This window comes from Janthinobacterium tructae (genome assembly GCF_006517255.1).
Classification (GTDB): Bacteria; Pseudomonadota; Gammaproteobacteria; order Burkholderiales; family Burkholderiaceae_D; genus Janthinobacterium; species Janthinobacterium tructae.
In genome coordinates this window covers 460,291-484,949 of sequence record NZ_CP041185.1, presented here as the reverse complement: position 1 = coordinate 484,949, position 24,659 = coordinate 460,291, and the positions used below count along the sequence as shown (strand labels likewise).

The window sequence follows — 24,659 nt, the reverse complement described above, 5'->3', positions numbered from 1 at the left end:
AACAACATGACCGAAGAATTATTACGCTTGTCCAAACGCATGTCCGAACTGGGCCTGAGCTCGCGCCGCGAAGCCGATGAATGGATTGCGCGCGGCTGGGTCCGCGTAGATGGCAAGGTGGTGTCCGAGCTGGGCAGCAAGGTATACCCGAGCCAGAAAGTCACCGTGGAACGCCAGGCGGCGGCCGAGCAATCGAAACGCGTCACCGTACTGATCAACAAACCGGTCGGCTACGTCAGCGGCCAGGCCGAAGATGGCTACACGCCCGCCGTGGCTCTGATCAAGGCGGAAAACCGCTGGGCGGAAGACCGCAGCCCGGAACAGTTCCACCCGACCCAGCTGCGCAGCCTGGTGGCCGCCGGGCGCCTGGACATCGATTCCGTCGGCTTGCTGGTCCTGACGCAGGATGGGCGCGTGGCCAAGCAGCTGATCGGCCACGATACCGATATCGACAAGGAATACCTGGTACGCGTGAGCTACACCAAGGGCGACGTCCTGCCCGACAGCGAGCTGAAAAAGCTCAACCACGGCCTGTGGCTCGACGGCAAGCCGCTGCTGCCGGCCAAGGTGCGCTGGCAAAATGAAGACCAGCTGAGCTTTACCCTGCGCGAAGGCAAGAAACGCCAGATCCGCCGCATGTGCGAAGCGGTCGGCCTGAAAGTGCTGGGCCTGAAACGCGTGCGCATCGGCAAGGTCAAGCTGGGCGACTTGCCGACGGGCCAGTGGCGTTACCTGAGCGCGGACGAACAGTTTTAAGCGTGCCGAGTTCTATATCCAACAGGCAACAAAAATAGTGCAAAAAAGGTAATTATTGTGATTTAGTTAGCAAATATTGCCTTAAACCTATACACTATTCCCCATTAGAACAAAAGAGATACGCTGTCGTGAACGATCCCATCCCCAATCCCCTGCGCAAAGGCGCGCCCAGCCTGGCCGATGTGGCCGAGCCGATGGAGCCAGGCACCAAGCCGCACCATATGAGCGATCCGTGGGATATCGGCGAAACCCTGTGCAGCCTGGCTGATAACGGCGACGCCATTTCCATCTACCCGACAGGCGGCGAAGACGTCATCATGGCGCGCATCTTGTCCGTCGACGACGACTTGCCGCAATTCGTGCTGGAACTCAATGAGGGGACCACCCTGCCCGAAGGCGGCGCCACGTTTGTGTCGTGGGTGCAAAACGCCAAGCTGCAATTTACCATCAATGGCGAATGGGAGGCGTATCCCGAGCGGCCGAATGTCTACCTGACGAACTTCCCCAGCCATTGCCTGGTGCTGGAACGGCGCGAATCGGCGCGCCTGGAAACGCCGCTGGGCGTGTACTACCTGGCCGCCTTTGTGCTGGAGGGCCGACCGTATGAATTGCAGCTGTATGATTTCTCGGCCGGCGGCATCGGCATGCGTGCCCACCCGCGCGATACGGTCGGCCTGTACGTGGGGCGCAAGCTGTCGCGCGTACGGCTGGAACTGGGGCCGGACAAGGTCATGATCGCCGACCTGGAAATCCGCCTCTCGCGCACCTTCCGCTCCTTCCTGCTGGGCGAACAGGTGCAGATCGGCTGCCGCTTCCTGAACCTGACGGATGCCATGCAGGATGAATTGAAAGCGCTGCTGGATCACCTGGGCAGCAGCCGCAAGGTGCGCTAAACTCGCTTCGCCCATAAAAAATGGCCGCCCAGCTGATGCTGCGCGGCCATTTTTTTTGACAGTCAAACTCGCGAGGCACCTGAAAAACGTTCAGGGCAAGGCGCCTTGCCGAAGACGGTACGAATCGTACTGCGAGGCAATGCAACGCCGCCATGGACGTTTTCTCAGGCGCCGATCAGTCGTCGTTCGGGTCCAGGTCGGGAAACATGACTTCCGTGTAGCCGAATTGCGTGAAGTCGACGATACGCATCGGATACAAAATGCCGTGCAAGTGGTCCACTTCATGCTGCACCACGCGGGCGTGGAAGCCGTCGCAATCGCGGCTGATGGGTTGGCCGAACTGGTCCACGCCTTCATAGTGCAGCTCGCTCCAGCGCGGCACGCTGCCGCGCAAACCAGGCACGGACAGGCAGCCTTCAAAGCCCTCTTCCTTGCGCTCCGTCAACGGTGTCAGCACAGGGTTGATCAGTACGGTTTCCGGCACTTGCGGCGCATCGGGATAACGCAGATTCTGCTTGAAGCCGTAGATCACCAGCTGCAGGTTGACGCCGATCTGCGGCGCCGCCAGGCCCGCGCCATTGGCCGCATGCATGGTATCGAACATGTCGGCGATCAGCGCATGCAATTCGGGCGTATCGAATTCGCGCACGGGCTCGGCCATGCGCAGCAGGCGCGGATCACCCATCTTCAGAATCTCGCGTACGGTCATTTTGCTTCCAGTGTCGATTGCAGTTGTTGCAGGTAAGCGCGGAAAGCGGCACCCGTTTCCGGATGCTTCAAGCCCATCGCCGTCGTTGCCTTCAGATAACCGAGCTTGGAGCCGCAATCATAGCGCTGCCCCTGATAGCGGTAAGCCAGCACGCGCTCTTCGCGCATCAGGGCGGCGATGCCGTCCGTCAACTGGATTTCGCCGCCGGCACCCGTGCCGATATTTTCCAAGTGGTTAAAGATACGGCTGGTCAGCACATAACGGCCCACCACGGCCAGGGTCGACGGCGCCTCTTCGGGCGCGGGCTTTTCGACGATGGCCGACACCAGTTCCAGGTCAGGCTGATAATTCTTTGCCGACACGATACCGTACTGCCTGGTTTCCGCGCGCGGGACGTCCTGCACCGCCAGCAGCGAACAGTTTTCATACTGGAAGACATCGGTCATCTGCGCCAGCACGGGGCGCATGCCCTCTTCCACATCCATGAAATCGTCGGCCAGCAAGACGGCAAACGGTTCGTCGCCGATCACGGGACGGGCGCACAGCACGGCATGCCCCAGGCCCAGCGGTGCCGACTGGCGTATGTAAATGCAATTGATGTGCTTGGGAATGACGTTTTGCACCATGTCGAGCAACAGACGCTTGCCGGCCGCTTCCAGCTCCGACTCGAGCTCATAGGCGGTATCGAAATGGTCTTCGATGGCGCGTTTATTGCGGCCCGTGATGAAGATCATTTCCGTGATGCCCGCCGCCACCGCTTCTTCCACTGCGTACTGGATCAATGGCTTGTCGACGATCGGTAACATCTCCTTCGGCTGCGCCTTGGTTGCAGGCAAGAAACGACTGCCCAGACCGGCGACGGGGAAAACTGCTTTTCTGATTTTTTTCATGGGTCTTCTGTAATATGTTGAACGATTAGTCTTGCGCGAGCAAGGTCAGCAGACCAGCCTCGTCGAGTATGGCCACACCCAGTTCCTGCGCCTTGGCCAGCTTGCTGCCGGCGTCAGAACCGGCCACGACATAGCCTGTCTTCTTCGACACGGAACCGCTGACCTTGCCACCAGCCGCCTCGATCAGCTCCGCAGCCTCGTCGCGGCTCATATTGGGCAAGGTGCCCGTCAGGACGAAAGTCTTGCCGTCCAGCTTGCCGCCAGCGGCTGACATTTCAGGCAATTGTGACAGTAATTCATTGCGCAGGGCGTCCAGTTGAGCAAGCCGCTTGACATTGCTCTCGTCGGCCAGCCATTGCGCCAGCGACTCGGCGACGGCGGCGGGCAAGCCCGCGTGGAAGCTGGCGCCTTGCGCCGCCAGGCTGGCCAGGGTCACGCCCCGCTCCACCAGCTGCTTGCTGCGCGGTTCCGTCAGCTTGGGGATGCCGATGGCCGCCAGCAACGTCGTTTGCTCGAGCTGCGTACGCAGCTTGGCGCTGGGCGCGTGTTCGCCTTGCGGCGTGACGCCAGCGTCCAGCAATGCCTGCAGCGCCTGCTGGTTCTTTTCTTCGGCAAAAAAATCGGCGATGGACACGGCCACGGTGCCGCCGATGTCGGGCAACACACGCAGCAAGGCCGCAGGCGCGCGGCGCACATAATCGAGGCTGCCGAGCCACTCGGCCAGGGTCTTGGCCGTCGATTCGCCTACGTGGCGAATACCCAGCGCAAACAGGAAACGTTCAAGCGGTGGACGCTTGCTCGCCTCTATGCCAGCAAGCAGGTTTTCCGCCCATTTGGTGGGAATCTTGCCTTGTTGCACTGTTTCTGGCGTCGAACCATCGCGCTCGTCGGCGCGCACTTTCATTTCCAGCAATTTATCCAGGGTCAGGCTATACAGGTCGGCCAGCCCATGCACGTATTCCAGTTCGACCAGGGTATCGATATAACGTTCCCCAAGACCTTCGATATCCATCATGCGCCGGCCGGCAAAGTGACGGAACGCTTCCTTGCGCTGCGCCGAGCAGAACAGGCCGCCCGAGCAGCGGGCAATCGCCTCGCCCTCTTCGCGCACCACGTGGGAATCGCAGACAGGGCAGCGCTCCAGCATCTTGAACGGCAGCGGCGCCGGTTCCGGGCGCTTCTCCAGCACCACGGACAGCACTTCCGGGATCACATCGCCGGCGCGGCGCACGACGACGGTATCGCCCACGCGCACATCCTTGCGCAGCACCTCGTCTTCATTGTGCAAGGTGGCATTCGTCACCGTCACGCCACCCACGGACACGGGCGCCAGGCGCGCCACGGGCGTCATGGCGCCCGTGCGGCCCACCTGGATATCGATGCCCAGCACCACGGTCAAGGCTTCTTCGGCGGGGAACTTGTGCGCCAGGGCAAAACGCGGGGCGCGCGAGACAAAGCCCAGCTCCTGCTGGTCTTGCGTCGCGTTCACCTTGTAGACCACGCCATCGATTTCGTAGGGCAAGGCGGGGCGGCGCGCGCCGATATCGGCGTAGTAGGCCAGCAAGCCCTGCGCGCCCGGCACCACACGGCGCTCCTTCGACACGGGTATGCCCAGGGTTTCGTACCAGTCGAGCAAGGCCGAATGTGACACAGGCATGGCGGCGCCATCGAGGGCGCCAATGCCGTACGCATAAAAACGCAGCTTGCGCTGCGCCGTGATGCGCGAATCGAGCTGGCGCAGGCTGCCGGCGGCCGCATTGCGCGGGTTGGCGAATTCCTTCTGCCCCGCCTCGCGCTGGCGTTCGTTCAGGCGGGCAAAATCGGCCTTGAACATCATCACCTCGCCGCGCACGTCCAGCAGCGCCGGTACATTCTCGCCATGCAGGCGCAAGGGGATGCCGGAAATGGTGCGGATATTCGCCGTCACGTCTTCGCCCGTGGCGCCATCGCCGCGCGTGGCGGCCTGCACGAACAGGCCATTTTCATAGCGCAGGTTGATGGCCAGGCCATCGAATTTCACTTCGGCGGCGTAGTCGACTTCTGCACCGTCAAGGTCCAGGCCTTCGCGTACGCGGCGGTCGAAGTTGACGATATCGTCATCGGAAAAACCATTGTTCAGCGACAACATCGGCACCGTGTGCGTGACTTGCTCGAATTGCGGCAAAGGCGCCGCACCCACGCGCAAGGTGGGCGAATCCGGTGCCCGGAGTTCAGGATGCGCCGTTTCCAGCGCCTGCAGTTCGACAAACAGCTTGTCATACTCGGCGTCGGGAATGGTGGGATTGTCGAGCACGTGGTAGGCGTACAGATGCCGATTGAGCTCGGCAGTGAGTGCCAGAACGCGGGCAGCGGCGTCCTGGTTGGTCAGATCAGTCATTATTGCGGGATTCTTCAGCTAAATAAACGCAGGGCGCGGGTGGAACCGGCCGAAATGTCGGCCGCGTCCATTTCCTGGTAAAACTCTTGCACCTGGCCGGCGATCTCGGCCAGCGCCGCATCGGACAAGGCCTGGTTGTAATCGTCGACGATGGTGGCGTCGAGGCGGCCCACCAGTGCCTTGGCGCAAGCGACCATGGCGCCGAAGCCGTCGCGCGCGGGCGCTACGCAGGGCACGTCCAGCAACAGGGTCAGGCGGGACGTGGTTTCCTCGGCCAGGGTGACATTCGTCGACAGCGAAAACAGATAGCTGCCGTCGCCGTCGGGCATGACAAAACGGCCGTCCGGACGCACGTCGAAGCCCTGCTTTTCCAGCGCAAACAGCAAGGTAGAAATGGCCCACGGCGCGCCGTTCGTGTGCAGGTTGACGCCCAGTTGCGCATCGTGGCCGGCGACGAAGCGGTGCAGATTGCGCGCTTCGGCCATCACTTCCATCATGTCGGGTACTTCCGGCTCGGCACCGATCTCGTCGGCCACGCCACGCAAGCGCGTGACCAGTTCCGAGTATTCGAGTTCATTCAGGGCCGTGCTGCGGCTGGCGAGCTGCACGCCGCCCTGCATCTTGGTGTAGACACCGCCATGCGTGATCGGCTCCCAGTCGCCATTCACGTGCAAACCGATGAAGTGCACCGGCTTGTTGCCCACCAGGCGCAGGGTTTGCAACACGGGCAGGATCTTGTCGCCGCGCACGGGCGCTTCCAGCGACAAAGGCAGCAGGCAGTCGATCAGCGGGTCGACCAGGCTGGTCGCCTGTTCGCTGGCGGCGCTCACTTCTTGCACGGGCTCGGCGGCTGGTGCCGCGACCGTCTCGGCAGGGATATCCCCCAGCGACGGTTCCGCATGCACGGGGGCATCGGATACGGGGGCGGCTGGCGGCGCGCCGAACGACGGCTCGGCCTTGGCGGCTGGCGCGGCGTCAAAGCGCGGCTCCTGGCGCAGCACTGGTTCCTGGGCATCCGTCACGGGGGCGTCGCCCTCGCGCATCAGCACATCGTCGTGATCGGTGGAAAAGGCCCGTTCCACGCTTTTCTTGGCCTTGTATTCCTGCCATTTGTTGTACGAGAAAACACCGACGATAAAGACGCCGCCGGCGCCGAACAAGGTAATTTGTAAGTCTGTCATGCTGCTTGTGCCTCGGTTGCAAAATTTGCGGCGGACTCCATGTCCACCGCCACGATGCGCGATACGCCCTGCTCCTGCATCGTCACACCGATCAATTGATGGGCCATTTCCATCGCAATCTTGTTATGCGAAATGAAAAGGAATTGGGTCTGGTCGGACATGCGCTTAACCATGCGGCAGAAGCGTTCCGTGTTCGAATCGTCCAGCGGTGCATCGACTTCGTCGAGCAGGCAGAACGGCGCCGGATTCAGGCGGAACATGGAAAACACCAATGCGGTCGCGGTCAGCGCCTTCTCTCCACCCGATAACAGGTGGATGGTGGCATTTTTCTTGCCGGGAGGTTGCGCCATGACTTGTACACCGGAATCGAGAATCTCGTCGCCCGTCATGGTCAGCCTGGCCTGCCCCCCGCCAAACAGGATGGGGAACAACTCGGAAAAGTGATGGTTGACCTTGTCGAACGTGTCTTGCAGCAAGTCGCGCGTTTCCTTGTCGATCTTGTGGATCGCGTCTTCCAGCGTATTGATCGCTTCCGTCAGGTCGGCATTCTGGGCGTCGAGGAAATTCTTGCGCTCGGACGCCTGCGCCAGCTCGTCCAGCGCGGCCAGGTTGACGGCGCCCAGGGACGTGATGGCGTTCGTCAGGCGCGTCACTTCGCCCTGCAGATACGAGGGACGCATGTCCGGATGCAACTTTTCCGTCAAGGCGGCCTCGTCGGCACCCGATTCCAGCAATTGCTGGGCGAATTGCTCCTGGTTCAGGCGCGCGGCCTGTTCCTTGAGCTGCATTTCCATGATCTTGTCGCGCTGCGGCTGCAAGCTGCGCTCCGATTGCGTGCGCGCATCTTCGGACAGGCGCAGCTGCTGCGTAATTTGATCGAGTTCATGGCGCGCGTCCGCCAGCGCCCGCTCCTGCGTGGTGCGGCGCTCGAGCAAGTCCTGCAAGCCATCGGCCGCCGCGCCGCTTTCCAGATTCGCCAGTTCGAGTTCACCGGCCTGCAGGCTGGCCGTCACTTGCTGCGCCTGCGTACTGGCCGTGGCGATATTGCGGCGCAATTCCTCGATCTTCGCGCGGTGGGCTTTTTCCGCGTATTCCGTATCCTTGGCAGCCCGCTCCAGGTCGCGCAAGGCTTCGCGCGCTTCGGCCAGACGCTGTTCCTTCAACAGGAAATCGGTATGGCCGTCTTCGTGCGCTTCCTGCAAGTTGCCTAGTTCCATGTCCAGCTGTTCGAATTTTTCTTCCGATTCCAGCTTGGTCTGCATTTGCTCCGCTTCCTGCGCGGCGATTTCGGCGAGATCCGCGCCGATCTGCGTGCTGCGCTGGTTGAAGCGCGCTTCCACCTCGGACAGTTTCACCACGTCCAGTTGCAGAGTATGCACGGACGACGTCAGTTGCTGTATGCGCAGGCGCAACTCGGACAGGTTGCGCGTCAGGGTGGCGACGGCCGCGTCGGCCCGTACGGAACGGGCGCGCGCCTCTTCGGCCAGCAATTGCTGGGCGCGCAATTGTTTGCCGATATTTTCGATTTCCTGCTGACGCCCCAGCATGCCTTCCTGTTCCGAATCGGCTGCATAGAAGCGCACGCTGGATGCCGTGACCACGTGCCCAAGCCGCGTGACGAAATAGCCGCCCGGCGGCAACTTGCTGCGCTCGGCCAGCGCCTCGGCCGCGTCTTCCACGGCGTAGGCGTTGTACAGCCAGTCCTGCAGCAAGCCGCGCAAGCCCGGATCATTGAGTTTCAACAAGTTCAGGAACGGCTTCAGGCCTGGCACGTCCGGCATCGGCAGCGGCGCCACCGTGGACGGCGCGTACAGGGCCAGCTTGGCGGGCGGCGCGTCGGCAAAGAATGCCTTGGCCCAGTCGATATTCGACAATTGCAGGGCCGACGTGCGCTCGCGCAAGATCGATTCCATGGCCGCTTCCCAGCCCGCCTCGATCTGCAGCTTTTGCCACAGGCGCGGCAAGGTGTCGAGCTCGTGCTTTTTCAGCCACGGCTGGACCTTGCCCTGGGTTTGCACCCGTTCCTGTAATTGTTTCAAGGCGGAAAGACGCGCTTCCAGCTGGGCGTTGGCGGCCGTTTCGGCATTCACCTGCGCCTGGGCTTCAGCGCGTTCCTGCTCCAGCTTCGGTTGCTGCTCCAGCGCCTCTTCCAGGTAGAAACCCTGCTCTTCCAGCGTCTGCTGCTTTTCTTCCAGCTGCAGTTTCAGGTTTTCCAGGTGGCTGCTGTCGGGCAAACTGAGGCTGTTCTTTTCCTGCTGCAGGCGCTCGCGGCGCGTCAACAGGCTGGCCAGGATGTTCGAGGCGTTGCGCTGGTGTGCCGATTCCAGTTCCAGTTGCTGCTGCGCCTGCATGATGCGCGCGCGCGATTCCGTGCTCTTGTTCTGCGCGGCGCGCCAGGCGGCATCCAGCTCGGGCAATTGCTCGCCCTTCTGCTCGGCCATCATTTGCGATTGTTCCACCTTGGCGGCCAGTTCTTCGAGATGGAATTCCGCCTCTTCGATCTGCTCCTGGTATTCGCCACCCTGTTGCGTCCACTGGTCGCGCTGGGCCGTCAGGGTCGCCAGCTGCGCCTGCAGGCGGGCGCGCGATTCGATGACGAACTTGATCTGCGCTTCCAGGCTGCCGATTTCCGCATTCGTCTGGTACAGATGGCCTTGCGCCGTATGCAGGCGATCGCCCACGGCAAAGTGCGCCTGGCGCATCTGTTCCAGGGTCAGCTCGACGTTGCGCAGCTTGGCCGTCTGTTCTTCCAGGTCGGTCTGCGCCTGTTCCACTTCGCGGAAATAGCGTGTCTGCTCGTTGTACGCCTCGTTCTTGCGCAGCAGCCACAACAGTTTCTGCTTTTCTTCCTGGTCCGCCTGCAAGGCGTGGAAACGCGTGGCCACGGCCGCCTGCGCTTCCAGCTTTTCCAGGTTGGCATTGAGTTCGCGCAAGATATCTTCCACGCGCAGCAAGTTTTCGCGCGTGTCCTGCAGCCGGTTTTCCGTCTCGCGGCGGCGTTCCTTGTATTTCGACACGCCCGCCGCTTCTTCCAGGAAGACGCGCAACTCTTCGGGGCGCGATTCGATGATGCGCGAAATCATGCCCTGGCCGATGATGGCGTAGGCGCGCGGGCCGAGGCCCGTGCCGAGGAAAATATCCTGGATGTCGCGCCGGCGCACGGGCTGGCCATTGATGTAATAGGTGGACGTGCCATCGCGCGTCAGGGTGCGCTTGACGGCGATCTCGGCGTACTGGCCCCACTGGCCTGAGGCTTTGCCATCGTTGTTGTCGAACACCAGTTCCACGGAAGCGCGCCCGGCTGGTTTACGATGCGTGGAGCCGTTGAAAATGACGTCCTGCATCGATTCGCCGCGCAATTCCGACGCTTTCGATTCGCCCAGCACCCAGCGCACGGCATCGATGATGTTCGACTTGCCGCAGCCATTCGGCCCAACCACGCCCACGAGCTGGCCTGGCACCTGGAAATTGGTGGGATCGACGAAAGACTTAAATCCCGACAACTTGATGGAAGAGAGACGCACGTGTTTTAGAGTTCCTGGCCTATGCTGGCGGTTGAGATCGGCGAACCCGGCTCATATTCAGTTCAAATGCACCATGGCGACGGCAGTCTGGCCGCTCACCGCAAAAAAGTGGTTCATCATACCATTTCCTGATGCTTTTCTGGCCAAAAAACAGCGGCATCGAGCGCCAGCCGGCAGCAGCTCAAGGGGCTGGACGGCCATCCTGCGCCAGTTTCCAGTCTTCACGGGAAAAAACGCGCTCATGGCCGGACAACACCATGGCGAGTTTTTGCAGCCACTGCTCGGTCGGCATGGGCTCGGCCTTGAAGCTCAGCGCCACCATCAGCACCAGGCTGGCCAGCGCCAGCGCATGGCTGACGGCAAAATTGACGGCGCCGCGGGCATTCCACATGAAGCCCAGCGCCAGCGCCAGGCCCAGCACGCAGCCGCTGACGGCTTCCGACACGCTGTGCGCATGCACGATGACACGGGAAATGGCCACCAGCACGGCAAACGCCACGCCGACAAGCACGCCAGCATGACGCCAGCGCGGTTCGGCCCGCTGCAGCAGCACATACATCAGCACGGGAAACACGGCGCCGGCGCGCATGGCGTGGCCGCTGAAGCCGGTAAAATCGAGCGTGCTGCTACCCACGCCCCAGCTCATGAAGGCCAGCTTCGACAGCACCACGAGGGCCAGGCCGCCGCCGTACCACAAGCTCCAGCTGAGCACCAGGCGCCACTGGCGCGAGACGAGCAGCCACAGGGCAATCGCCACGCCAGCCGGCCCCATCACGGACATGTCTGCCGCAAAAGAAATTCCATTCCACCAAGTCATCGTGCCTGCGCTTATTTCATGATCAGCGTGCACTATGCCACGACTCGGCCCTGTTTCGCGCGGCTTTTGCTGTGCCGCAGCAAAGAATTACATTCCATTACAAAATTTCCGCGCCAAAACTATCCACTTGGCAAGTACGAGGCACGCGTCAGATATTCGTCAGGCGCTTGCCTTTGGGCGGCGCAAAGTCGCGGATCGATTCGATCATGCCCACTTCCAGCGCCTGGTCGGCCGTCAGGTGCAGGTCGGAATACGCATGCACCTGCCATTGCTCGTCCGTCAGGTTGACCTGGCTGCGCAGGATGCGCTCGGTACGCATGTCGTCGGCGCGCAAGCCCTCGACGATGATGCTGAGCGCATCGGGCCGCGAACCGGGCGAGGCGGTCGCATGCGACTTGTGCACCATGAAGCGGGCCGTGTCGCTGGCATGGCGATGTCGCCCCGACAGAAACAGGGTGACGGCGATGGACGCCACGGCGCCTGCGTTGTAGGTAATGATGTCGAGCGGCAACTTACTGAGGAAGTTATACAGACAAATGCCATCGCTGACATAGCCGCCGTTCGACTGAATCAGGATGTGCGCGGTGGTGAGCTTGTCTTCCGTGATGTCGGCCACGGCGTTGAAGACGCGCCGCACCATGTCACTGTTGACGTCGCCCGAGAGGGTAAAGTAACCGTGCTGCTCGGTGTTGTTTTGTGTCTCGTGTTGTGTCCCGCTCTGTGTCGTGTTCATGGCAGCCACCCGCAAGAAAGCCGAGCTTTCATCATAGTCCATTCCCGCGCGGCCGGGCGCCCTTTTGCAACGGATCCGCCCCCTGCCCAGCCCCGCAAATCGGGGGGTTTGCGGCAATTTGGCAACGTCTTTACAGATTGACAGAATACCCCTGCTGACATATATTCCTCACACTTGATCGGGAGAGGGCAACCCAGCGTTGCCGCCGAAGGGGCACTACCCAAAAACTCTCAGGCAAAAGGACCGATCAGGCGGACTGAAGCTGTTGCTTTGGCGACATCTTTAGCTCAACTCTGGAGAGCGGCCGCGGCTATTGCCGGCGGCCCACCGAAGGGGCGCACGGGGCAAGCCCCCGTAATCTCTCAGGTACAAAGGACAGGGGGGTCAGTGATCACGATGGAGTGCCGTTTTGGCGCTCGATATTCTGTGTTCTGTTAACTTCCCCCTTTACCTTCGTCCCGAGGAATCCATGACGCTCAAAGCGACCCCACTCAACAACGCCCACCGTGCCCTCGGCGCCCGCATGGTCGATTTCGGCGGCTGGGACATGCCCGTCAACTACGGCTCGCAAATCGAAGAACACAACGCCGTGCGCGGCGACGCCGGCATGTTCGACGTGTCGCATATGTGCGTGGTCGATATCGAAGGCCCGAACGTGCGCGCCTTCCTGCGCGGCTTGCTGGCCAATAACGTCGACAAGCTGCAAGTGTCGGGCAAGGCGCTGTACTCGTGCATGTTGAATGCCGAAGGTACCGTCATCGATGACCTGATCGTCTACTTCTTCAATGAAAACTGGTTCCGCCTGGTCGTCAACGCAGGCACGGCGGAAAAAGACGTGGCCTGGATGCAGCGGCAAAATACCGCCACCAACAGCGGCCTGACGATTACCGAACGCCGCAATGCCAACGAGCCGATGGCCCTGGTGGCCGTGCAAGGCCCGAACGCGCGCGCCAGAGTGTGGCAAGTGCTGCCGGAAACGCAAGCGGCGTCCGAAGCCATCAAGCCGTTCAACGTCGTCATCGTCAAGGACACCGCGTTCGGCGAAGTCATGCTGGCGCGCACCGGCTACACGGGCGAAGACGGCTTTGAAATCGGCGTGGCCGCCACCCGGGTGGAAGCGCTGTGGAACGCCCTGATCGCCGCCGGCGTCAAGCCCGCCGGCCTCGGTGCACGCGACACCCTGCGCCTGGAAGCGGGCATGAACTTGTACGGCCAGGACATGGACGAAAGCGTCAACCCGCTCGACGCGGGCCTGGCATGGACCATCGACCTGGTCAGCGAGCGTGACTTCATCGGCAAGGCCGCCCTGCTGGCCAAAGGCCAGAACGCGCAATTCGTCGGCCTGATCCTGCGCGAAAAAGGCGGCGTGCTGCGCGCCCATCAAAAAGTCATCATCGCCGGCAGCGACGCCACGGGCGAAATCACCAGCGGCACCTTCAGCCCCACCATGCAGGAAGCGATCGCCCTGGCGCGCGTGCCCAACGGCGTAGCTGTAGGCGACAGCGTGCACGTGGAAATCCGCGGCAAGCAACTGGCCGCCTCCGTCGTCAAGCTGCCTTTCGTGCGTAACGGTAAAATCTTGGTTGCGTAAGCGATTCGCGATAGAGAGCCACCGCCCGCAAGACCGAACAACCATCATCAATAACGAACACTTACCATCTGGAGCCACACATGAACATTCCTGCAGACCTGAAGTACACCGCCTCCCACGAATGGGTACGCCTTGAAGGCGACGGCACCGTCACCGTCGGCATCACCGAGTACGCGCAGGACGCCCTGGGCGACATCGTCTTCGTCGAACTGCCAAGCGTGGGCAACACTTATGGCGCCGGCGACGACGCCGCCGTGGTGGAATCGGTCAAGGCTGCGAGCGACATCTACGCGCCGATCGCCGGTGAAGTCGTGGCCGTCAACGACGACGTGGTCAACTCGCCTGAGTCGATCAACGCCGACGCCTACGCCAACTGGCTGTTCAAGATCAAGCCAGCCGACGTGTCGGCCCTGGACGGCTTGCTCGACGCTGCCGCCTATGGCGCCACCACCAGCGCGTAATCGCGTTTGACTCACGGGCCGCGTTTGCGGCCCGTTTGCTTTAGTTGCAATAAATTACAGCAGCGCCCGCGCGCCGCCTCCCGGTTTTTCAGTCTTTTTTGGCCTCTATATCATGACCCGCACCAGCCTGACCCAACTCGAAGCACGCGATGCCTTCATCGCCCGCCACATCGGCCCTTCCGCCACCGAACAGCAAGCCATGCTGGCGACCCTCGGCTATCCATCGCGCGCCGCGCTGATCGACGCCCTGGTACCGGCCAACATCCGCAACAAGGGCGCCCTGCCCTTGGGCGCCTACTCGCAGCCGATGCCGGAACAGGAAGCCTTGTCGCGCCTGAAAGCCATCGCCGGCAAGAACCAGGTTCTGAAATCGCTGATCGGCCAGGGCTATTACAACACCTTCACGCCAGGCGTCGTGCTGCGCAACATCTTTGAAAACCCGGCCTGGTACACGGCGTACACGCCTTACCAGCCGGAGATTTCGCAAGGCCGCCTGGAAGCCATTTTGAACTTCCAGCAAGTGATCACGGATTTGACCGGCATGGGCATCTCGAACGCCTCGATGCTGGACGAAGGCACGGCCGCCGCCGAAGCGATGACCCTGATCCAGCGCGTGGGCAAGTCGAAGTCGAACGTGCTGTACGTCGCCAACGACGTGCTGCCGCAAACGCTGGAAGTGGTGCAGACGCGCGCCCAGCCGATCGGCATCGAAGTGCGCACGTTCGATCCGGCTGAAATCGAGTCGCTGGACGCCTGCTTCGGCGTGCTGCTGCAATACCCTGGCGTGAACGGTGTCGTGCGCGACTACCGCGCCGGCGTGGAAAAACTGCACGCAAATGGCGCCATGGTCATCGTCGCGGCCGACCTGCTGGCCCTGACCATGCTCACGCCACCGGGCGAATGGGGCGCCGACGTCGTCGTCGGCAACAGCCAGCGCTTCGGCGTGCCGCTCGGTTTCGGCGGCCCGCACGCGGGCTATCTGTCCACGCGCGATGAATTCAAGCGCAATATGTCGGGCCGCCTGGTGGGCGTGACCGTCGATGCGCAAGGCAACAAGGCGTATCGTCTGGCCCTGCAAACGCGCGAACAGCATATCCGCCGCGAAAAAGCCACCTCCAACATCTGCACGGCGCAAGTACTGCTGGCCGTGATGGCTTCGATGTACGCCGTCTACCACGGCCCTGCCGGCCTGCTGCAGATCGCCCAGCGCGTGCACCGCTTCACGGGCGTGCTGGCCGCCAACCTGAAAACCCTCGGCTATGGCGTCGTCAATGCGAGCTACTTCGACACCCTGACCATCCATGTCGCCGATGCGGCGCAACTGCATGCGACGGCCATGCAGTACGGCGTCAACCTGCGCAAAGTGGATGCTACCCATGTCGGCGTGTCGCTCGACGAAACCACCACGCGCGACGATATCGCGCTGCTGTGGAAGGTCTTCGCGCACGGCCTGGCCAACGCGCCTGCCGCGCCTGACCTGGACGCCGTTGAAGCGAATGTGAGCAGCGCACTGCCAGCCAGCCTGGCACGCGAGAGCGCCTACCTGACGCATCCCGTCTTCAACAGCTACCACTCGGAACACGAAATGCTGCGCTACCTGCGCAGCCTGGCCGACAAGGACCTGGCGCTGGACCGCACCATGATCCCGCTCGGTTCGTGCACCATGAAGCTGAACGCGACGAGCGAAATGATTCCCGTCACCTGGCCGGAATTTTCGAACATCCACCCGTTCGCGCCGGACGCGCAAACGGTCGGCTACCGCGAAATGATCTCGCAGCTGGAAGAAATGCTGTGCGCGCTGACCGGCTACGCGGCCGTCTCGCTGCAACCGAACGCCGGCTCGCAGGGTGAATACGCGGGTCTGCTGGTGATCAAGGCGTATCACGAGTCGCGCGGCGAAGGCCACCGCAATATCTGCCTGATCCCGTCGTCGGCGCACGGCACCAACCCCGCATCGGCCAACATGGTCGGCATGCAGGTGGTCGTCACCAGCTGCGACGCCAACGGCAACGTGGACCTGGCCGACCTGAAAGCGAAAGCGGAAAAGCACAGCGCCAATCTGGCTTGCGTGATGGTCACCTACCCGTCCACCCACGGCGTGTTTGAAGAAGGCATCCAGGAACTGTGCGAAATCATCCATTCGCACGGCGGCCAGGTCTACATCGACGGCGCCAACATGAATGCGCTGGTCGGCGTGGCCGCTCCCGGCTCGTTTGGCGGCGACGTGTCGCACCTGAACCTGCATAAAACCTTCTGCATCCCGCACGGCGGTGGCGGACCAGGCGTCGGCCCGATCGGCGTCGGCGCGCACCTGGCGAAATTCCTGCCGAACCAGCGTTCGAGTGGCTACCAGCGCGACGCTGCCGGCATCGGTGCCGTCAGCGCCGCACCATTCGGCTCGGCCAGCATCTTGCCGATTTCGTGGATGTATATCGCCATGATGGGCGCGGAAGGCTTGACGGCAGCGACCGAGACGGCGATTCTGGCGGCGAACTACATCGCGCGCCGCCTGGCGCCGCACTACCCGGTGCTGTACTCGGGCCACGACGGCCTGGTCGCGCACGAGTGCATCCTGGACCTGCGCCCGATCACGGACGCCACCGGCATCAGCAACGAAGACGTGGCCAAGCGCTTGATGGACTTCGGCTTCCATGCGCCGACCATGAGCTTCCCCGTGCCGGGCACGCTGATGATCGAGCCGACGGAAAGCGAATCGAAAGTGGAAATCGACCGCTTCATCGACGCCATGATCGCCATCCGCGCGGAAATCGCCAAGGTCGCCAGCGGCGAATTCGACCACGACGACAACCCGCTGAAACATGCGCCGCACACGGCGCAGGTGTTGATGTCGGACAACTGGGAACGTAAGTACAGCCGTGAAATTGCGGCCTACCCCGTCGCTTCCCTGCGCCAGCGCAAATACTGGCCACCGGTCGGCCGCGCCGACAATGTCTACGGCGACCGCAATCTGTTCTGCGGCTGTGCGCCCATCAGTTCGTACGAAGAAGAGTAAACGCCACGCGCCCGCTTTCGCGGGCGTGCCAGCGACAGGAAGGCAGGCCAGACGGCCTGCCTTTTTTCATGCCCGCAAGGGTAGGTCGGATTAGCGCGTGAGCGCGTAATCCGACACCACCACCGGCCTCGCCAACAATGTTGTCGGATTACGCTACGCTAATCCGACCTACGCAACCGGCAACGCCAGCAGGACGGCACCCGGCAGCCCCAGCACGGTGCCCAGTATCGTCAGCAACATGACATCGCGCCGCTCGCAGCGGCTGCGGTGCGAGCTCCAGGCGGCAAACAGCAACGCGACAGCCACGCCGCTGAGCGAAATTCCCACTTCTGTCATGCCCGTTCTCCCGTCATTGTTTCTTTCTTCATTGCTCTCATCCTTTTCAAATTATTGAACAAGCTACCTACCGGTAGGCAGTAAGTGTACAATAAAAAACACGGCGGCGTCCATGCCCCGTTTTTTTGACGACATGAAGGAAGCGCAATGCAGCAGCAAACCACTCTCCCCGCCGCCAGTCTTGGGCTGGCGGCCTCCCTGGCCCTGGTGGCCGTGCTCGGTCCAGCCGGCATCGACATGTACCTGGCCTCGATGCCCGCCATGGCGCGCGAACTGCACACCTCGTATGCAAACGTGCAGCTGAGCCTGACCGTTTTCCTGCTGGCCCTGGGCGCAGGGCAGTTGCTGTGCGGCCCCCTGACGGACATGCTGGGCCGGCGCCGTCCGCTCTTGGCCGGCATCGCCGTCTACATCGTGGCGGCCATGTGGGCGGCGCAGGCGGACCAGCTGGCCACCCTGCTGCTGGCGCGTTTGCTGCAGGGCCTGGGCGCGGCGCTGACCCTGGTGGTGGTGATGAGCATGGTGCGCGACGTGGCCGATGGGGTTAAAGCGGCGCAGCTGTTTGCCCTGTTGATGACCATCGTGGGCCTGGCGCCCGTGCTGGCACCCGCCGTGGGCGGCTTGCTCGATGCGCACTACGGCTGGCGCGCCGTGATGCTGGCCCTGGCCGCGCTGGGCGCCTTGACCCTGCTCAATAGCGCATTGTTCCTGCCGGAAACGCTACCGCCTGCCCGCCGCGTCTCGCCGCGCGGCCTGCACCGCACGTATGCGCGCATCGCGCTGGACCGCGCCTTCCTGCTGCCCGCGCTGGCCCTGTCCGCCACTTTCTTTTTCCTGTTTGCGTATATTGGCGGGGCGTCGCTGGTGTACCAGCGCGATTTCGGCCTGTCCGCCGGCAGCTTCGGCCTGGTGTTTGGCGCCACGGGCGTGGCCGTGCTGCTGGGCGCGATGGCCAGCGGCCGCCTGGTGGAAAGGTACGGCGTGGCGCGCCTCTGCGTGGCAGGCAGCGCCGCCATGCTGGGCGGTGCCGTACTGGCCCTGCTCGGTGCGTGGGCGGACTTCGGCATCGTCGCCGTCGTGCCCGGCATGTTCGTGGCCCTGTTTGGCCTGGGCATCGCGGAAGCGGCGCTGATGGCCATGGCCATGGGTTCGCAACAGCGTGCGCTCGGTTCCACGGCGGCATTGCTGGGCGCCATCCAGATGACCTTGTCATCGCTGGCCACGCCGCTGGCGGCCAGCCTGTCCGAATGGGGGCCGTTGCCCTGGCTGCTGTTCTTGACCGTGGCCGGCCTGCTGGTATCATGGCTGACCCTGGCCACTGCGCGCGTCCATCCGGCACCCGCCACGAGACCGGGCGCGCACTGACGCTTCACCCAACCACTACCCTCATATGAAGAAACGCTCGGCCTCGGCCGATAACATCTGCGCCGTTGCCGTCGTACATTTTTCGGAACATGGCTACGACGCCTCGTCCCTCAGCGACATCGCCGAGCAGGCCGGCATGCGCAAGGCTTCGCTGTACTCGCACTTCGCCGGCAAGGACGCCCTGTTCCTCGACGTGTTTGCCGACGCGCTGGCCGAAGAGCAAGCCTTCATGGACGCCTGCTTCGCCGATGAAGCGGCGCTGGCGGCGCCCGGCGGCCAGCAAGCTGGCGCCCTGTACTGCGACCGTATGGCCCAGCGCTATGCCGATTCAGCCCATTTGCGCTTCCTGCTGCGCACGGCGTATTTGCCGCCCGCCACCCTGCGCATCGAAGTTGGCACAGGCTATGAAGCCTTGCTGGCACAGTTGCAGCAACACTTTGTGGCCAGCCTGGGCCGCCTGGCCCCCGCCCTGGCGCCGCAGCGCGTCGACCTGTACGCGCAAGCCTACCTGGGCATCGTCGACAGCCTGCACGTGGAACTGATCTACGCGGGCGGCGCCGCCCTGCAGCAGCGCCATGCGGCCTTGTGGCACATCCTGTCCGATTCGCTGGCGATGGCGGCGCAATCGGCCTGATGCGTGAGGTAAGCTGGCATTAATGGACACTTCCATTTGATAAACTTGTCAAACGGAGTGAAAACATGAAATCAACCACATACCCGCCGGAATTCGACCAGCACTAACTGCAACTGAGCGTGCCTACCAGTGCCTGCAACTGACGCAGCGAGATGGAGAACCGCGTAACAGGCTCCGCTGGTTTCTGGCACCAGAGCACATTATGCTCAAGACCTTTTTGCGATCATTGGTCTGTTGTATGCGTAAATTCCAATTAAAATTCGTCCCAGTCGCCTCCCGCCGTTGCTGCGGCATACGCCAAACGAATGGGGGGGCAGACTTTTTGCTTGGCAACGCCACTCTCAATTGGGTCCACCCACCGCGCCGACGTGGAGGCGATGGCTTGCGATTTCTGGGAGTGGGGAATTTTGAATACGCTGACCGTTTCCACGAGGCTCGCGGCCTGGTCCTCCAGGGAGCCTGCCGCTGCTGCCGCCTCTTCCACGAGAGCGGCATTCTGTTGCGTGACTTCGTCCATTTGGGTGATCGCCTGATTGATCTGCTCGATGCCTGCGGTCTGCTCTTGCGTTGCGGCCGTGATCTCGCCCATGATGTCGGCCACCCCCTTTATGCTATGGACGATCGCCTGCATGGTCGAGCCAGCCTGATCGACCAGCCTTGCGCCAAGGTCGACCTTGTCGACCGAGTCGCCGATCAGGATCTTGATTTCCTTGGCCGCCGTAGCGGAACGCTGGGCTAGATTGCGCACTTCAGTGGCCACGACCGCAAAACCGCGGCCCTGTTCGCCGGCGCGCGCGGCCTCGACCGCCGCGTTCAAGGCCAGGATATTCGTCTGGAAGGCGATGCCGTCGATCACGCCAATGATATCGACGATCTTCTTCGACGAGGCGTTGATCGCCCCCATGGTTTGAACCACTTCGGCCACCACGGAGCCCCCCTGGACGGCGGTCCAGGAGGCGCTGATCGCCAACTGGTTCGCCTGGCGGGCATTGTCGGCGTTTTGTTTGACCGTACTGGTCAACTCTTCCATTGAGGACGCTGTTTCCTCCAAAGAACTGGCCTGCTGTTCCGTACGGGAGGACAAGTCCAGGTTGCCGCTGGCGATCTGTCCCGATGCCGTGGCGATCGTGTCCGTGCCGCTGCGCACCCTGCTAACAATGCCAACCAGGCTATCGTTCATCTCCTTGAGCGCCTGGATCAATTGGCCCGTTTCGTCAGTCGAGCGCACTTCGATCTGCCCGGTCAAGTCGCCCGCAGCCACAGTCCTGGCGATCGTCACCGCTTCCGCCATGGGGACGGTGATCGAACGGGTACAAGCCCAGGCGATTATGCCACCCAAGGCCAGGGCGCAGGCCGCCAAGCCTAGCATCAATTGGCGCGCACTGTGAAAAGCTTCCTCGGCCGCCTCCTCGTCCTTGCGGCTTTTCATCTTTTGCACATCGCTAAACTCTTCCAATGTATTTTGCAATTTGGACGTGGTCGGAATGGCCTCCCTGAGCAGCAGGACGATAGCCTCGTCCTTGTTCGACTTCGCAAGAGCAGAGAAGCGCTTGTTCGCCGCGCGCGTCGCGGCGAGTTCGTCCTTGATCCTGGCCATCAAGGCCTTGCCGGCCTCGTCGAGCGGCATCTTGTCCAGCGTCTCGTAGTCGGCGTTGAACTTCAGATGGGCGCTGTCGACTTTGTCATGCTGTATGGCCGCCTCGGCGTCCTCGGACAACAGGGCAATGGTGCGGGTGACGCGCGCAACGATGTGGATCGAGGTCTCCATCTCATCGATCAGATTGATCTTCTTGAGGTTCACGTCCACGATATGGTGCAAGGCATCGTTGGATCGGTTCAAGCCTTGGATGCCCAGCATGGCAACCGCGGCCAGCATGATCAGCAGGAGCGCGAAGCCAGCCCCCAAGCGGGTTCCAATCTTCCAATTGCGAATGTTCACAGTAATTTTCCTTGTATCAATTTTTGTTGCTTCACTCACTATGAAGTTGACGATGGAGGGGAAATCATCTCTCACGCGCCATCCACCTCTTATCCGGTCAGTCGACCGCTATCCATTTGTGCAGTCTCTTCGGTGAGCGCTGGCGGGCCAGCCAGCATCATGCGCACCCGGCTTTCAGCCGTATGCTGAGCGGTCATGGCGACCGCAAGGACGTCCCGCCCTTCTTCAAGCAAATGCCGACCTAGAGCAGCAGGCGCAGCAAGGCCCGCCGTACGGCCAGATCGTCATCGACAATTGCTATCCAGGGAAGTTGTGTATTCATGGCCGCCACAGTAACGTGACGGCCATCGCGGCGCTATTGGACCTTAGGCCTACGTTCGGTCACCGGCGGCGCGCTGCACCCGGTCGACCAGGCGCACCAGCGCGGTCGACGAACGTACCTTCATCTTGGCCAGCACGCGCGCCCGGTGCACCTTGATGGTTTTTTCGACGATGCCGAGCTGGTCGGCGATTTGTTTGTTGAGTTTGCCTTCAACCAGCAAGGCCAGCACTTCGCGCTCGCGTGGGGTCAGGCTGTCCAGCCTGGCGCGCAGCTCATCGCATTCCGCCTGCTCCGCGCGCGCGACGCGGTTTTGGTCGAGCGCTCCCTGCACGGCAGCCAGCAAGATTGCGCCGTCGACCGGTTTGGTTAGAAAGTCGCTGGCACCGGCCTTCATCGCGCGCACGCCGCTGCCAATGTCACCGTGCCCGGTTAGAAAAATGACCGGCAACAGGCTACCCGCCAGCGCCTGCTGCAATGCCAGGCCATTCATGTCCGGCATCTCCAGGTCGAGCACCAGGCAGCCGGCGGCATCGGCCATTCCACTGTCGAGGAAGGCGCGCGCCGATTCGTAGGCCACCACGTCGTAGCCGGCCGAGGCGAGCAGGCGTTTCATGGCTTTGCGCACGGCGGCCTGATCGTCGACCAAAAAAACTTGTTCCGTCATGCGCCGCTCGCCGCCGTAGCCGAAAGCGGCAACAGCACATGGAAGCTGGCGCCGCCATCGGGATTGTTCTCCCCCCACAAGCGGCCACCGGTCGCTGCGACGATGTTCCTGCAGATCGACAGACCCAGGCCCATGCCATCTTTCTTCGTCGTGTAAAACGGCTCGAAGACGCGCTCCAGGACTTCGGGGGACAAGCCGATGCCCCGGTCGCTCACACTGATTTGCATAAACCCGTCGTTCACCCGTGCGGTGAGGACGAGGCTGCGCCGATCGGGCGACGTCGAACCAAGCATCGCGTCGCAACCGTTCATGATCAGGTTGATTAACACTTGCTGGAGTTGCACGCCGTCGTAGCAGGCCATCGGCAGGTCAGCGGCCAAGGCGTTATGGAAGGTGACGCCACGGTTAAGCAAATCGTTGCGCAGGATTTGACCTATTTCGGTCACGGCAGCGTTGACATCGATATCCTGACGAAATGATGCCTTCTTGTCGAACAGCCTGCGCAGACGCCGTATCACCTCGCCAGCCCGCTTGTCTGCGTCGATAATATCCTGCAGAATCTCCCTGACTGCCTCCAGGTCGACCGTATCCCGTGCCAGGAAGCGCTGCGCCGCTTGCGCATTGCTTAGGATCGCCGTCAGTGGTTGGTTCAATTCATGGGCTAGCGCGCCGGACAGTTCCCCCAGCATCGTCACCCGCGACAGATGGGCGAGCTCGGTTTGTTTTTGCTGCAGATCGAGTTCGGCCACCTTGTGCACGGTGATATCGATCGACACCCCGCGAATGGCGAGCGCCGTGCCAGCGAAATCGGACTCGCCCCGCCAGCGCGACGATATCCAGCGCAGCTGCCCATCGGGCATCACGATGCGGTAGACGCATTCGCAAAAAACCTGTAAGCGCAGGGAAGAACGAAGCAAGTCACCCACGCGAGTGGCATCGTCGGCATGTATGCGCAGCGTCAGACTGCCCGCATTGAGACTTTCGATCGGGGAAAAACCGAACAAGGTGCGCCAGCGCTCCGACGGACGCATTTCATTGGAACGGCAATCGAGTATCCACACTCCCAGGTTGGCGGCATCGGCGGCCAGTACGAGTACCTGCTCCTGTTCGCGCACGTCGGCCTCGCTCAGACGCAAACGACTCGATAGCAGCGCCGTATAGGTTTCCCTGCTGCGGCGGTCGCGCTCGCGCTCTGTCACGTCGCGCACGATAGAAATGACGGCGGCGTCCGAGAAGGGAACCACCCGCGCCTCGAAATGATGCTCGCCGCCGTCTTGCTGCGGCAACGAATAGCGGACCTCCTGCAAGGCCTTCCCGTCGAGGGCACGCAGGCACGCCGAAGTGAGCACCTCCATGGCTTCCGCCGGCAGCGGATCGGCGGCCGGACTCTCATCGAGCGCGTCCAGCTCGGAATCGAGCTGGACCCTGCTCGCCGCCTGGCGATTCCGAAATTTCCCGTGGCGTCCATGGGTGTAAATCGTATCGGGAATCGCGCTGATCATGGCGTGGACGCGACGCTTGCTTTCGCGTAGCTTGTCATGGACCCGCTTGATGGCCGTGATATCGCTCACCAACACGAAAAACCCGCGTACCTGGCCATCGATCTTGTGCGCGATATAGCGCGCCAGTGTGTGTCCCGTTTCGCCACCGGGCTTGACCAGCGTGCGTTCAAACTGCTGGTCCTGGCCGGCGAGCACGGCGCGGATGTACGGCTCGTTCTTCTTGAAGAGGACTTCACCCATCAAGTCTTCGATCCGTATCCCCAGCATCTGCGCAGAAGTTCGGCCAAACCAGGTGAGGTATTCCCTATTGGCATAGAGGCAGCGCAGCTCGCTGGTCCAGTAGCCGAGCATGCCGGGGGTATGTTCCGCGATGGTGCGGAACAGGTCAGCGCTGCCGGGCAAATGGGGCGACATCGTATCGGGCGGCGGCCCCGTGAAATCGTCGGGGCTGCGGTGCAGTTCGTCTTGGGCGATGCTGGCGAGGTCGGCCAATTGCGCGATCTGTTGCCCCGACATGGTACGCGGCCGCCGATCAATGATGCAAAATGTCCCGACTCGCAAACCTTTGCGCGAGAGCAGGGGAATACCCGCATAGAAGCGGATATGCGGTGCACCAATGACCAGCGGATTGTCAGCAAAGCGGGGATCGTCGAGCGCATCGGCGACTACGAACGGGGAGTCGGACGCGATCGCATTCGCGCAAAACGAGATATCGCGCGCCGTGTCTGCGGCCGCCAGGCGTTGCCGCGACTTGAACCACTGGCGGTCGCTATCGATCAGACAAACTAGGGCGATGGGGACCGAAAAGAGTCCGCGCGCCAGTCTTGTCACACGGTCAAAACGCTCATCTTTTGGCGAATCGAGGACGTCCAAAGCAACGAGGGCTTCGAGGCGTTCGATTTCATCGACCGGAACGGAGGGTGCTTGCATTATATCCTTGGGTGGATGACAA

Annotated in this window: 18 protein-coding genes and 2 riboswitches; of the genes, 7 read left to right on the top strand and 11 right to left on the bottom strand. The window is 62.2% G+C overall.

All coding sequences use genetic code 11. The features are described 5' to 3' along the window. Positions 1 to 6 precede the first annotated feature (6 nt). Positions 7 to 756, top strand: coding sequence for a pseudouridine synthase (locus tag FJQ89_RS02150; RefSeq protein ID WP_100872714.1), 750 nt, complete (start codon positions 7 to 9; stop codon positions 754 to 756). Positions 757 to 884: 128 nt separating this feature from the next. Continuing rightward, the gene (locus FJQ89_RS02145) at positions 885 to 1,649 is read left to right on the top strand and encodes a flagellar brake protein (protein WP_141168849.1); all 765 of its coding nucleotides are present in this window, start codon (positions 885 to 887) and stop codon (positions 1,647 to 1,649) included. Between the two features lie 175 nt (positions 1,650 to 1,824). Here FJQ89_RS02145 and def read toward each other — a convergent pair whose 3' ends face one another. From def to FJQ89_RS02110, 7 genes are all read right to left on the bottom strand, one after another. Continuing rightward, positions 1,825 to 2,358: a peptide deformylase gene (gene def, locus FJQ89_RS02140; RefSeq protein WP_141168848.1), complete on the bottom strand. Its 534-nt coding sequence runs from the start codon at positions 2,356 to 2,358 to the stop codon at positions 1,825 to 1,827. Then, positions 2,355 to 3,248 carry a UTP--glucose-1-phosphate uridylyltransferase GalU gene (galU, locus tag FJQ89_RS02135; RefSeq protein ID WP_141168847.1) on the bottom strand — a complete coding sequence of 298 codons (894 nt, stop codon included), beginning with the start codon at positions 3,246 to 3,248 and terminating at the stop codon, positions 2,355 to 2,357. The genes def and galU overlap by 4 nt, the downstream gene beginning before the upstream one ends. A 25-nt stretch (positions 3,249 to 3,273) precedes the next feature. Continuing rightward, positions 3,274 to 5,625, bottom strand: coding sequence for an NAD-dependent DNA ligase LigA (gene ligA / locus FJQ89_RS02130; RefSeq protein ID WP_141168846.1), 2,352 nt, complete (start codon positions 5,623 to 5,625; stop codon positions 3,274 to 3,276). Between the two features lie 14 nt (positions 5,626 to 5,639). After that, positions 5,640 to 6,806 (bottom strand): cell division protein ZipA C-terminal FtsZ-binding domain-containing protein, encoded by a 1,167-nt coding sequence (locus FJQ89_RS02125; protein WP_141168845.1) that lies wholly within the window; start codon positions 6,804 to 6,806, stop codon positions 5,640 to 5,642. Further along, positions 6,803 to 10,330 carry a chromosome segregation protein SMC gene (gene smc, locus FJQ89_RS02120; RefSeq protein ID WP_141168844.1) on the bottom strand — a complete coding sequence of 1,176 codons (3,528 nt, stop codon included), beginning with the start codon at positions 10,328 to 10,330 and terminating at the stop codon, positions 6,803 to 6,805. The genes FJQ89_RS02125 and smc overlap by 4 nt, the downstream gene beginning before the upstream one ends. Before the next feature lie 181 nt (positions 10,331 to 10,511). After that, positions 10,512 to 11,111, bottom strand: coding sequence for a phosphatase PAP2 family protein (locus tag FJQ89_RS02115; protein ID WP_141168843.1), 600 nt, complete (start codon positions 11,109 to 11,111; stop codon positions 10,512 to 10,514). Positions 11,112 to 11,295: 184 nt separating this feature from the next. Beyond that, on the bottom strand, positions 11,296 to 11,880 hold the full coding sequence (locus tag FJQ89_RS02110) for an ATP-dependent Clp protease proteolytic subunit (protein ID WP_243136366.1): 585 nt from the start codon (positions 11,878 to 11,880) through the stop codon (positions 11,296 to 11,298). 169 nt (positions 11,881 to 12,049) lie between these two features. Then, positions 12,050 to 12,136, top strand: a riboswitch (glycine riboswitch). Positions 12,137 to 12,163: 27 nt separating this feature from the next. Further along, positions 12,164 to 12,269, top strand: a riboswitch (glycine riboswitch). 80 nt (positions 12,270 to 12,349) lie between these two features. Between FJQ89_RS02110 and gcvT the strand changes: the two genes are divergently transcribed. The 3 genes from gcvT (at position 12,350) to gcvP (ending at position 16,945) form a co-directional block, all read left to right on the top strand. Beyond that, complete coding sequence (gene gcvT / locus FJQ89_RS02105) at positions 12,350 to 13,471, top strand: glycine cleavage system aminomethyltransferase GcvT (RefSeq protein WP_141168841.1); 1,122 nt, start codon at positions 12,350 to 12,352, stop codon at positions 13,469 to 13,471. Positions 13,472 to 13,551: 80 nt separating this feature from the next. Beyond that, complete coding sequence (gcvH, locus tag FJQ89_RS02100) at positions 13,552 to 13,932, top strand: glycine cleavage system protein GcvH (RefSeq protein WP_071077771.1); 381 nt, start codon at positions 13,552 to 13,554, stop codon at positions 13,930 to 13,932. Between the two features lie 112 nt (positions 13,933 to 14,044). Beyond that, positions 14,045 to 16,945 carry an aminomethyl-transferring glycine dehydrogenase gene (gcvP, locus tag FJQ89_RS02095; RefSeq protein WP_141168840.1) on the top strand — a complete coding sequence of 967 codons (2,901 nt, stop codon included), beginning with the start codon at positions 14,045 to 14,047 and terminating at the stop codon, positions 16,943 to 16,945. A 168-nt stretch (positions 16,946 to 17,113) separates the two neighbouring features. Here gcvP and FJQ89_RS27920 read toward each other — a convergent pair whose 3' ends face one another. Then, positions 17,114 to 17,281 (bottom strand): hypothetical protein, encoded by a 168-nt coding sequence (locus FJQ89_RS27920; protein WP_168208332.1) that lies wholly within the window; start codon positions 17,279 to 17,281, stop codon positions 17,114 to 17,116. 147 nt (positions 17,282 to 17,428) lie between these two features. Here FJQ89_RS27920 and FJQ89_RS02090 point away from each other — a divergent pair, with 147 nt between their 5' ends. Both FJQ89_RS02090 and FJQ89_RS02085 read left to right on the top strand, forming a co-directional pair. Then, a complete protein-coding gene (locus tag FJQ89_RS02090) occupies positions 17,429 to 18,646 on the top strand; it encodes a Bcr/CflA family efflux MFS transporter (RefSeq protein ID WP_141168839.1) in 1,218 nt (405 codons plus the stop codon). Between the two features lie 25 nt (positions 18,647 to 18,671). Beyond that, positions 18,672 to 19,280: a TetR/AcrR family transcriptional regulator gene (locus tag FJQ89_RS02085; RefSeq protein ID WP_141168838.1), complete on the top strand. Its 609-nt coding sequence runs from the start codon at positions 18,672 to 18,674 to the stop codon at positions 19,278 to 19,280. Between the two features lie 253 nt (positions 19,281 to 19,533). Here FJQ89_RS02085 and FJQ89_RS28535 read toward each other — a convergent pair whose 3' ends face one another. The 3 genes from FJQ89_RS28535 to FJQ89_RS02070 form a co-directional block, all read right to left on the bottom strand. Further along, positions 19,534 to 21,219: a methyl-accepting chemotaxis protein gene (locus FJQ89_RS28535; protein WP_141172582.1), complete on the bottom strand. Its 1,686-nt coding sequence runs from the start codon at positions 21,217 to 21,219 to the stop codon at positions 19,534 to 19,536. Between the two features lie 371 nt (positions 21,220 to 21,590). Beyond that, complete coding sequence (locus FJQ89_RS02075; RefSeq protein WP_141168837.1) at positions 21,591 to 22,205, bottom strand: response regulator transcription factor; 615 nt, start codon at positions 22,203 to 22,205, stop codon at positions 21,591 to 21,593. Continuing rightward, entirely contained in the window at positions 22,202 to 24,637 is a 2,436-nt protein-coding gene (locus tag FJQ89_RS02070; protein ID WP_141168836.1) for a PAS domain-containing protein, read from the bottom strand. The genes FJQ89_RS02075 and FJQ89_RS02070 overlap by 4 nt, the downstream gene beginning before the upstream one ends. Positions 24,638 to 24,659: the final 22 nt, after the last annotated feature.

Coding starts and splice junctions, on each gene's coding strand:
- FJQ89_RS02150 (WP_100872714.1), top strand. CDS start 7: ATGACCGAAGAATTATTACGCTTGTCCAAACGCATGTCCGAACTGGGC.
- def (WP_141168848.1), bottom strand. CDS start 2,358: ATGACCGTACGCGAGATTCTGAAGATGGGTGATCCGCGCCTGCTGCGC.
- galU (WP_141168847.1), bottom strand. CDS start 3,248: ATGAAAAAAATCAGAAAAGCAGTTTTCCCCGTCGCCGGTCTGGGCAGT.
- ligA (WP_141168846.1), bottom strand. CDS start 5,625: ATGACTGATCTGACCAACCAGGACGCCGCTGCCCGCGTTCTGGCACTC.
- FJQ89_RS02125 (WP_141168845.1), bottom strand. CDS start 6,806: ATGACAGACTTACAAATTACCTTGTTCGGCGCCGGCGGCGTCTTTATC.
- FJQ89_RS02115 (WP_141168843.1), bottom strand. CDS start 11,111: ATGTCCGTGATGGGGCCGGCTGGCGTGGCGATTGCCCTGTGGCTGCTC.
- FJQ89_RS02110 (WP_243136366.1), bottom strand. CDS start 11,880: ATGAACACGACACAGAGCGGGACACAACACGAGACACAAAACAACACC.
- gcvT (WP_141168841.1), top strand. CDS start 12,350: ATGACGCTCAAAGCGACCCCACTCAACAACGCCCACCGTGCCCTCGGC.
- gcvH (WP_071077771.1), top strand. CDS start 13,552: ATGAACATTCCTGCAGACCTGAAGTACACCGCCTCCCACGAATGGGTA.
- gcvP (WP_141168840.1), top strand. CDS start 14,045: ATGACCCGCACCAGCCTGACCCAACTCGAAGCACGCGATGCCTTCATC.
- FJQ89_RS27920 (WP_168208332.1), bottom strand. CDS start 17,281: ATGACAGAAGTGGGAATTTCGCTCAGCGGCGTGGCTGTCGCGTTGCTG.
- FJQ89_RS02090 (WP_141168839.1), top strand. CDS start 17,429: ATGCAGCAGCAAACCACTCTCCCCGCCGCCAGTCTTGGGCTGGCGGCC.
- FJQ89_RS02085 (WP_141168838.1), top strand. CDS start 18,672: ATGAAGAAACGCTCGGCCTCGGCCGATAACATCTGCGCCGTTGCCGTC.
- FJQ89_RS02075 (WP_141168837.1), bottom strand. CDS start 22,205: ATGACGGAACAAGTTTTTTTGGTCGACGATCAGGCCGCCGTGCGCAAA.
- FJQ89_RS02070 (WP_141168836.1), bottom strand. CDS start 24,637: ATGCAAGCACCCTCCGTTCCGGTCGATGAAATCGAACGCCTCGAAGCC.